Source organism: Ursidibacter sp. B-7004-1 (genome assembly GCF_053654055.1).
On record NZ_JBSIUP010000046.1, the window covers coordinates 1 to 9061 of the forward strand.

Genomic DNA, 9061 nt, shown 5'->3' on the forward strand with positions numbered 1-9061 from the left:
CGTCCACTCATTAAATCAACAAATTAAGGTTTGTCATCAGTCTGAAATGCCAAAGGGATAGCTTTGGCATTTAATTTATAAGTATTTAAAATTATTTTTTCGCACGTTCGAAAGATTCTAAAATTTCTTGGCGAGCAGCTTCAACGCCTTCCCAACCTTCTACTTTAACCCACTTGCCTGCTTCTAATGCTTTATAGCTTTCAAAGAAGTGCTGAATTTGTGCTTTTAATAATGCTGGTAAATCACCTACGTCTTTGATGTGGTCATATTCTTTGCTTAATTTAGTATGTGGAACTGCAACCACTTTTGCATCGCCACCAGCTTCGTCAGTCATTTTTAACACACCTACTGGACGGCAACGAATTACCGAGCCTGGTTGAAGTGGGTATGGTGTTGGCACTAACACATCAACAGGGTCGCCATCTGAAGATAAAGTATGGTTTACATAACCATAGTTTGCAGGATAGAACATCGCTGTTGCCATAAAACGATCCACAAATAATGCACCGCTTTCTTTATCCACTTCATATTTAATTGGATCTGAATTTGCTGGAATTTCAATTACTACATAAATATCATCTGGTAATTCTTTACCAGCTGGTACGTTTTCTAAGCCCATTTTGGTTTCCTTCTATAAAATTGTGGAGTGAAAAACTCAGCAATTATAGCCGATCATTTCCTAGACGAAAAGTAAGCGGTGCTTTTCTCTCAAAAATTTGCAACTTGCAAAATGTGCAATTATAAATCCTAATAATATCACTTTTGGCAATTATAAGTTTAAGTTATACTTCATAACGCAGATTATTGACAAAGTCTTTTTTCATTCGGACGCCAGCGTGGCGTCCCTACAGGGAAAGTTATAACTAATTGAAAAATAAAAGATTTTATTTTGTTATGTAGGGACGCCACGCTGGCGTCCGTTTATTGAATACAACAAATTGGGGTTTGTCATCAGTCTGAGTTATACTTCATAACGTTTAATTATCCCTATTTATTCAAAAGGAACAAAAAAATGGCTAACTATTTCAATACATTAAACTTACGCCAACAATTAGATCAATTAGGTCGTTGTCGTTTTATGGACCGTAGCGAGTTTGCTGATGGTTGTAACTTCTTAAAAGGTAAAAAAATCGTTATCGTAGGTTGTGGTGCGCAAGGTTTAAACCAAGGTTTAAATATGCGTGATTCTGGTTTAGATATTGCTTACGCATTGCGTGCAGAAGCGATTGCAGAAAAACGTGCGTCATTTACTCGTGCATCTGAAAATGGTTTTAAAGTTGGCACATACCAAGAGTTAATCCCAATTGCAGATTTAGTGATTAACTTAACACCAGACAAACAACACTCTAAAGTAGTTGCAGATGTAATGCCTTTAATGAAACAAGGTGCAGCATTCGGTTATTCACACGGTTTCAACATCGTTGAAGAAGGCGAACAAATTCGTAAAGATATTACCGTAGTAATGACTGCACCAAAATGCCCAGGTACAGAAGTGCGTGAAGAGTACAAACGTGGTTTCGGTGTTCCAACACTTATCGCTGTGCACCCTGAAAATGACCCGAAAGGCGAAGGTTTAGCTATCGCAAAAGCGTGGGCATCAGCAACAGGTGGTGATCGTGCGGGCGTGTTAGAATCTTCATTTGTTGCCGAAGTTAAATCTGACTTAATGGGCGAACAAACTATTCTTTGCGGTATGTTACAAGCAGGTTCTATCGTATGTTATGACAAATTAGTCGCTGACGGTAAAGATCCAGCATATGCCGGTAAATTGATCCAATACGGTTGGGAAACCATTACTGAAGCCTTAAAACAAGGTGGTATCACGTTAATGATGGATCGTTTATCTAACTCTGCGAAAATTCGTGCATTTGAATTAGCGGAAGAGATCAAAGAGCAATTAAACTTCCTATATTTAAAACATATGGACGACATCATCAGTGGAGAGTTCTCATCAACAATGATGGCAGACTGGGCAAACGGCGATGCTAACTTATTAAAATGGCGTGAAGAAACAGGTAAAACCGCCTTTGAAAATTCACCAAAAGCAGACGGTATCAAAATTTCTGAACAAGAATACTTCGATAACGGTGTAGTAATGGTTGCAATGGTCAAAGCTGGTGTTGAAATGGCATTTGATGCAATGGTTGCAAGTGGTATCTATGAAGAATCTGCTTACTATGAGTCATTACACGAATTACCGTTAATTGCGAATACTATCGCTCGTAAACGTTTATACGAAATGAACGTGGTAATTTCAGATACCGCAGAATACGGTAACTACTTATTCTCACACGTTGCAACCCCAATTCTTGCAGAGAAGTTGATCCCGATGTTACAAAAGGGCGATTTAGGTGAGCCAACACCAACGGTTGAAATTGATAATGTCTATTTACGCGATATTAACGATGCAATCCGCAACCACCCAGTTGAGTTAATTGGTCAAGAGTTACGCGGTTATATGACAGATATGAAACGTATTTCTTCACAGGGTTAATTTTAGATTGTGATGTAAAGCCTGCTACAAAAAAGTAGTGGGCTTTTTGTGTTATTATAAGGATGTTTCAATATGAAAAAATTAAAGTTATCTACGGTTTATTTTTCTTTAATGATAGCTGGTGTAACATTTTATTCTCCTGCTACTTTGGCTATTGAATGCGGTAAGGCTGTTGAAATAAAAAATGAATCGAATGCAATTTTATCTCAATGTAATTATTCTTTTGAAGAAAATAAAAATGAGCCTTGGCTTACAATTACAAGACCATTTCTTGTAGAAAATAGTACATTTGAACTATCCAATAGTAATCTGACTATGAAAAATTATTTATCAGATGCTACTTTTCTAAAAGCAACTGATTCTAAATTAAATATTAGTAATAGTACGATTAATGCGATTCTTCCTGCTGTTTCTGATGTATTGAAACTCAAAAATACGCCGACAACTATTAAAAATAGTACACTGACATCAGATGATTCTACAGTAATTGATTTAAATGGTGGCAATTTAAATATTGAGAATTCAACACTAGGCGTTAAAAATAGGATTGGAGAACTCATTAATGTTTGGCTGCACAATTCAAATAATATTGATCTGAAAAATGTTAAAGGTCATTCTAATCGGCTTTTTGAGATATGGTTATACTCTTCAGAACCAGATAACACTGCATATCAATATTGATAATAGCCAATTGTTAGATAGTTCTTCTCTCATATCTTTTATTGGAAATCAGAAAGCCAAAGTATCTTTGACGGCATCAAATAATTCTGAAATTTCGGGTGTAGCAAGTATCAGAAATTTCACAGAAGATGGTGTTACATTTAATGTAATATTAAATGACTCTTTGTGGTCAGTGGTAAGAAATTCTAATGCTTACTATAAAGATTCTTCTATTAATAATTTACATTTAAATAATTCCTCTGTAAATTTAGTCAAACCTAATGATGCATTCCACATTTTCACTATTTATAATGATTTATCAGGTAATGGTAATTTCATATTAAATACCGATCTCGCCAACCAGCAATCTGACAAAATCATCGTAAAAGGTTCAGATAGCGGTTCGTTTGGTTTAAATATTCGCGATTCTGGTAATGAGCCAAATGCAGCTAACGGTAGAGTAACGCTTGTAGAAACAGCAACAGGTACAGCAAAATTTACTCTGTTGGGTAAAGATTATGTCGATGCTGGTGCTTACCGCTATCGCTTAAATCAAGAAGGTAATAATTGGGTACTTTCAAATAACACAGGGGAAAAAGCACAATCTAATTCTCAGCAGTCAGCGGAACAACCTGGTACAGCGGTTACACCAACAGGGCAACCTAGTTCAGCGGTTAGACCAACCACACCAACAGGGCAACCTAGTTCAGCAGTTACATCAACTACACCAACGGGGCAACCTAATTCCGTTGTTGTGCCAACAGCTACACCAACAGAACAAGTTGCTTTAAGTGAAAAATCGAATGCTCTTGTTTCATTACGTCAGGCTCAATTAGCCTTAGTAGAAAGTAATTTGGAAGGGTTATATCAACGTTTGGGCGAAATTAAAAACGGTGAAAAGGGCAACTTATGGGTTCGTAATATCAATTCACGCAACCGTTTTGCATCAACTGAAACAGACTATAATTCGCGTTCATCAGGGTTTGAACAAGATAGTCATACGATTCAATTAGGTGTAGATACTGCTATTTCTGATAATTTCCGAATCGGTGGTTTTGTGGGGAATAGTCGTTCTCATATTGATTTCAATGGAGAATATGGTTCGGGTAAAGTGAGAACTCAATCTGTAGGGGTATATGGGACTTACCTTGCTGACAATGGTTTCTATTTGGATAATATAGCGAAATATGAGTATGTAAAAGCAAAGGCTACGAATACTGGAAATAGAAAATATAATGCTTATACACTTTCAAGTGAAATTGGGCGCATTCACCAGCTTGGACAAGGTTGGTTGATTACTCCACAACTTCAAGCCGCTTGGACAACGGTATCAGGTCTTGATGATGAAGATCGTATTTCTGCAATAACAGCGAGAGCGGGAGTGCGTATTGCCAAAGCATTTGAACTGGCACAATGGGAATTACAACCATATACAGAAATCAATGCGATTACGACACAAACAAATCGTCATAATGTTCGTGTAAATCAATACTCATTTGATGTCGCAGAAAGTAAAGGCAGAATACAAAATCTACTTGGTATTAGTGCATCTTTGGGGAATCATCGTGTGAGTTTGGAAGGCTCTTTAGCTAATGGTAAGCGGTTAGATCAGCCTTATAAATTGCAAGTTGTCTATCGTTATAGTTGGTAAGATATAGGTCACAAAATGATATAGTGTAATGGGCAAAATTAGAACACTTATTGTTTGAAGTGTTGATTGAATTTTAGCCCTAATTTGTGGGCGTATTGGAGTTGACCTTTTAAGTTAATAAGTATTTATATATTAAGAAATAATATTTTACTTCCTCTATTCTTTCAAAAAAGATAATGTTAGACTTTGAAAGTTTTTTTATTATACAAAGGTGATTAACATGAAAAAATTAGCGTTATTTGCGATGACATTAGGTCTTATAGGTTGTGCCACTGAAGGCTCTCGTGTTGTTGCACCTACCACAACTCAAGCTGCTATGACCGCAAGCCAATATCAAGGTGTAAAAGCTGTCATTTCTGTAGGGAAATTTGATAATAAATCTAGTTTCCAAAACGGAATATTTAACGAAGGTAGCGATCAATTAGGTAATCAATCTAAAACTATTCTAGTTTCTCATTTACAACAAACTGGTCGATTTTCTGTTGTTGATCGTACAAATATGAGCGAAATCGCTTCTGAAGCAAAAATTAAAGGTCAAAAACAGAGCATCAAAGGTGCAAGCTATGTTGTAACGGGTGATGTTACTGAGTTTGGTCGTAAAACAGTAGGCGATCATCAATTATTCGGTATTTTAGGTAGAGGAAAAGAGCAAATTGCTTACGCTAAAGTAACGCTTAATGTGGTGAATGTAAACACGTCTGAAGTTGTTTATTCAGCTCAAGGTGCTGGTGAATATAATCTTTCCAATCGAGAAATCTTAGGGTTTGGAGGTAGTGCAGGTTATGATGCAACTTTAAATGGGAAAGTACTTGATTTAGCTATTCGTGAAGCTGTGAACAATTTGGTTAATGGTATTGAATTAGGGCGTTGGTCACCTATTCGTTAAGGATAAATGTAAATGAAACTATTAAAATCTTTTATATTATTATTGATGGGATCGTTACTAATTGCTTGTTCACAAACAGACAATAATATTTATTATTGGGGGGATTATTCTGATGTAGTGTATAGCCACTACAATGAGGAAGGGAACTTTGCAAAACAAGAAGAGGCTTTAAAGCAAATTATCACTAAAGCTAAAGAAATAGGGAAACCTGTTGCTCCGGGTATATACGGTCATCTAGGATTAGTTTTATTAAAGCAGGGTAAGCAAGCAGAATCTCAATCAGCATTACAAGAAGAGCAACGCCTATATCCTGAAAGCTCAGCTTTTATTCAATATTTACAACGTTCAAATAAGGGTAAGTAAAATGAAGAAATTATTAATTCTTATTGCTGGATTAATGTTATTGACTGCTTGTAGTGGTGGACAAGAAAAAAAAGCTTACGATTACACAGCACTAAAGCAAAGTAAACCTAAATCTATTTTAGTTGTTATGCCAGTTAATAATTCTGTTGAGGCTAAAGCGGATACGAGCGTATTAGCAAGAGCAAGCTATCCATTAGCAGAGCTAGGTTATTATGTTTATCCTGTGGCTCTAGTTGATGAAATGTTTAAGCAAAATGGTTTAACTGATGGTAATGCTATTCGTAATGCTAGCCTAGCGAAAATTTATGAGATTTTTGGAGCGGATAGTGTATTTTATATTAATGTAAATGAATATGGAACCAGCTACAAATTGGTAGATAGTATTACTTCTGTTGAGCTAGAAGGTAAGTTGGTTGATACTAAAACAGGGCAGACATTATGGCAAGGTACTGGTGCCTATAGAGAGGGAGTGAATAATTCAAACTCTAATATTTTTGGAATGTTAATCAATGCAGCATTAAGCCAAATCATTGATACGTCTAGAGATAAAGGTTACAGAGTAGCTGCTGTAGCTATGAGGCAGTTGTCCCATCTAGGTTCAAATGGGGGATTGCTTGTGGGTCCAAAACACCCTAATTACGATAAAGCTGGAGAGAAATAGTTTTCAATAAAGATAAATAGAAAAATGATCGCTATCGCTAACCTATAGGAGATTAGATTTGATCAGGTGCTTCACTATAAAAGTGAGAGTTTCCTTTCTTTAGAATATGAGTATCAGAATTAAAGGGAGTAATGGAAAATTAGTTGCTAATTTACCATTACTCCCTAAATCAAATCTAAATAAAAGGATGGTTCTCATGTTTTATTCTAATAATTATCTTATTCTACATTTTGTTAAACAATATATAATTTTAAGGAGGTGAAGTATGCTTAGTGACCGAGATATTTTTAACCGTTATCAAGCGAAAAAAACAGAATTTGATAAATGTGCAGAGATTTCCCTTGTTGGGCATTCTCTATTTGATATGTGGGGTGATATGCCAGATGGAACGCCAAGCCTTATGGGTAAAAGTGTGGCAAATTTAGGCTTATCTGGAACTAGCACTCGCCAATATTTAGATGTTATTGTGAAGCCAAAGCATATTCATTCACTAGGTAAAGATGTTTTTATTTTTCTTGGTGTCAATGATATTGTTAAAGAACCTGATTATTCACCGAAACAGGTGTTGGATTGGCTCAATGAGATGATTGCAGTGTTTCGCCAAATATCACCAACATCTCGTTTTTATTTATTAGAAGCTACGCCAGTCAATAATATTGCCACAGTTGATAATCCACAAATTCTAGAGTTGAATCAGTATCTTGAGAATCATTGTGCAAGCGATGTTATCTATGTAAAAACGTGGCAGTATTTTGAAAATGCGGAAGGTAAATTGGATTTGGAATTGTGTCACGATGGTCTGCATTTTACTCAGAAAGGGTATGATGTGCTAAGCCGAATTCTGACAAATTATTTGTAATAAGATGGATAAGCTCTCTTTATATCGCAAATTGCTAGAAAATGGAAATTGGCAAACAGGCGAGAAAAATTTACCTAAGGAGGTTGCGAATTGGTTGCTACATTCGGATTCTTTAACGCAAAAGTTACAGAGCATTTGTGATGATCTAAAGGTTGAAATTACCCAGCAAGGCTGGCAAGCGGTGAGATCTTCACAGGTATTTGCAAAAAATGACGAAAATCATACCGCTTGGCTGCGTGAAGTGATATTAAAAGGTGATGAGCAAGATTGGATTTTTGCTCAAACAATTTTGCCGAAGCAGACGATTGAAATGGTGGCTAGCCCCGTTTTAGAATTGGGAGAAAACTCTATTGGCTTATGGCTATTCCCACAGCAACCCGAACGAATTTCATTGGAATGGTGTTTTGATACTGCGACTAAATTATATGCAAGGCGTTCACTGTTATCTTTAAACGGCTACCCCTTGGCTATTTATGAGCTTTTTTTACCGCAATTTTCGTTTGAACCTTGTGATATAAAGGAGTAGCATTGAGCAAATTTATTTGCTGTACCAATTTATGAAACCAACAATTCTTTTATATGACTCAGGAATGGGCGGATTAACGATCTATGATGCTATTCGCCAAAGTTTGCCTGAGGCCCACTACCTTTACTGTTTTGATAATGCTTATTTTCCTTATTCAGAAAAATCAGAAGAGATTCTAATTGAGCGAGCAAAGCAGATTGTGCAAAAAATTACACAAATCTACCCGCTTGATATGGTGGTGGTTGCCTGTAATACCGCAAGTACAGTCGTATTACCTGCGTTGAGAGAAAAATTCCCTTTTCATATTGTTGGGACAGTTCCAGCTATTAAACCAGCTGCGATAATTTCCCAGACCAAGACAATTGGGCTGTTGGCAACTAAAGGGACTGTTTCTCGTACTTATGTAGATGACCTTATATCCCAATATGCGAGTGAGTGTGTTGTTGAAAAAATAGGAACAACCGATCTAGTGGAGATTGTTGAGTATAAACAGCAAACAGGCAAAGTCGATATGCAGAGATTACAAAAAGTAATTGCTCAATGGCAGGAGCATCCTACATTAGATACCGTTATTTTAGGGTGTACCCATTTTCCATTAGTGAAACAAGAATTACAGCAGCTGTTACCTAACGTGAAGTTTTTTATTGATCCAGGTAATGGGATTGCGAAGCGTGTAATCGCATTACTGGAAAATAAAATATATCAAGAAAATAATATGGAAAAAGTCAATCAAGCATTTTGTACTGCAGAGATTGAGAATTTTGAAGTTCGTGAAAAGGTAATGCAAAGCTGGGGATTTAAAACTTTACAAGTGTTAGATTTAGAGCTGAAATAAAAATCGCCATTGTTTGAATGCTTTTTATTTGTTTTGCTTTGTTTTTCATCAAGTGGTCATTTTTTTCCGATTTTTTGCAATTTTTTCTGAAAAAACACTTGCGTTGTTTTCGGATTTCCCTATAAT

10 protein-coding genes are annotated in these 9061 nt (G+C 36.2%); 9 read left to right on the forward strand and 1 reads right to left on the reverse strand.

Annotated features, from left to right (window positions below; all coding sequences use genetic code 11):
* Positions 1-91 precede the first annotated feature (91 nt).
* On the reverse strand, positions 92-619 hold the full coding sequence (gene ppa, locus ACWIW0_RS10750; RefSeq protein ID WP_157395349.1) for an inorganic diphosphatase: 528 nt from the start codon (positions 617-619) through the stop codon (positions 92-94).
* A 393-nt stretch (positions 620-1012) separates the two neighbouring features.
* On the opposite strand from ppa, the gene ilvC reads away from it, so the two are divergent.
* The 9 genes from ilvC (at position 1013) to murI (ending at position 8935) form a co-directional block, all read left to right on the forward strand.
* The gene (gene ilvC / locus ACWIW0_RS10755; RefSeq protein WP_454453306.1) at positions 1013-2494 is read left to right on the forward strand and encodes a ketol-acid reductoisomerase; all 1482 of its coding nucleotides are present in this window, start codon (positions 1013-1015) and stop codon (positions 2492-2494) included.
* A 72-nt stretch (positions 2495-2566) separates the two neighbouring features.
* Positions 2567-3175, forward strand: a complete 609-nt coding sequence (locus tag ACWIW0_RS10760; RefSeq protein ID WP_454453307.1) for a hypothetical protein — start codon at positions 2567-2569, stop codon at positions 3173-3175.
* Entirely contained in the window at positions 3096-4805 is a 1710-nt protein-coding gene (locus tag ACWIW0_RS10765; RefSeq protein WP_454453308.1) for an autotransporter outer membrane beta-barrel domain-containing protein, read from the forward strand. The genes ACWIW0_RS10760 and ACWIW0_RS10765 overlap by 80 nt, the downstream gene beginning before the upstream one ends.
* Before the next feature lie 220 nt (positions 4806-5025).
* Entirely contained in the window at positions 5026-5691 is a 666-nt protein-coding gene (locus ACWIW0_RS10770) for a CsgG/HfaB family protein (RefSeq protein ID WP_454453309.1), read from the forward strand.
* Between the two features lie 12 nt (positions 5692-5703).
* The gene (locus ACWIW0_RS10775) at positions 5704-6054 is read left to right on the forward strand and encodes a DUF4810 domain-containing protein (protein ID WP_454453310.1); all 351 of its coding nucleotides are present in this window, start codon (positions 5704-5706) and stop codon (positions 6052-6054) included.
* A gap of 1 nt (position 6055) precedes the next feature.
* Positions 6056-6715: a DUF799 domain-containing protein gene (locus tag ACWIW0_RS10780; protein ID WP_454453311.1), complete on the forward strand. Its 660-nt coding sequence runs from the start codon at positions 6056-6058 to the stop codon at positions 6713-6715.
* 265 nt (positions 6716-6980) lie between these two features.
* Positions 6981-7574: an SGNH/GDSL hydrolase family protein gene (locus tag ACWIW0_RS10785; RefSeq protein WP_454453312.1), complete on the forward strand. Its 594-nt coding sequence runs from the start codon at positions 6981-6983 to the stop codon at positions 7572-7574.
* A 4-nt stretch (positions 7575-7578) separates the two neighbouring features.
* A complete protein-coding gene (locus ACWIW0_RS10790; RefSeq protein ID WP_454453313.1) occupies positions 7579-8100 on the forward strand; it encodes a chorismate--pyruvate lyase family protein in 522 nt (173 codons plus the stop codon).
* Between the two features lie 31 nt (positions 8101-8131).
* Positions 8132-8935, forward strand: coding sequence for a glutamate racemase (gene murI, locus ACWIW0_RS10795; protein WP_454453314.1), 804 nt, complete (start codon positions 8132-8134; stop codon positions 8933-8935).
* Positions 8936-9061: the final 126 nt, after the last annotated feature.

What these genes read in the sequence shown, in the direction of transcription:
- ppa (WP_157395349.1), bottom strand. Translation starts at nt 619, where the DNA reads ATGGGCTTAGAAAACGTACCAGCTGGTAAAGAATTACCAGATGATATT.
- ilvC (WP_454453306.1), top strand. Translation starts at nt 1,013, where the DNA reads ATGGCTAACTATTTCAATACATTAAACTTACGCCAACAATTAGATCAA.
- ACWIW0_RS10760 (WP_454453307.1), top strand. Translation starts at nt 2,567, where the DNA reads ATGAAAAAATTAAAGTTATCTACGGTTTATTTTTCTTTAATGATAGCT.
- ACWIW0_RS10765 (WP_454453308.1), top strand. Translation starts at nt 3,096, where the DNA reads ATGTTAAAGGTCATTCTAATCGGCTTTTTGAGATATGGTTATACTCTT.
- ACWIW0_RS10770 (WP_454453309.1), top strand. Translation starts at nt 5,026, where the DNA reads ATGAAAAAATTAGCGTTATTTGCGATGACATTAGGTCTTATAGGTTGT.
- ACWIW0_RS10775 (WP_454453310.1), top strand. Translation starts at nt 5,704, where the DNA reads ATGAAACTATTAAAATCTTTTATATTATTATTGATGGGATCGTTACTA.
- ACWIW0_RS10780 (WP_454453311.1), top strand. Translation starts at nt 6,056, where the DNA reads ATGAAGAAATTATTAATTCTTATTGCTGGATTAATGTTATTGACTGCT.
- ACWIW0_RS10785 (WP_454453312.1), top strand. Translation starts at nt 6,981, where the DNA reads ATGCTTAGTGACCGAGATATTTTTAACCGTTATCAAGCGAAAAAAACA.
- ACWIW0_RS10790 (WP_454453313.1), top strand. Translation starts at nt 7,579, where the DNA reads ATGGATAAGCTCTCTTTATATCGCAAATTGCTAGAAAATGGAAATTGG.
- murI (WP_454453314.1), top strand. Translation starts at nt 8,132, where the DNA reads ATGAAACCAACAATTCTTTTATATGACTCAGGAATGGGCGGATTAACG.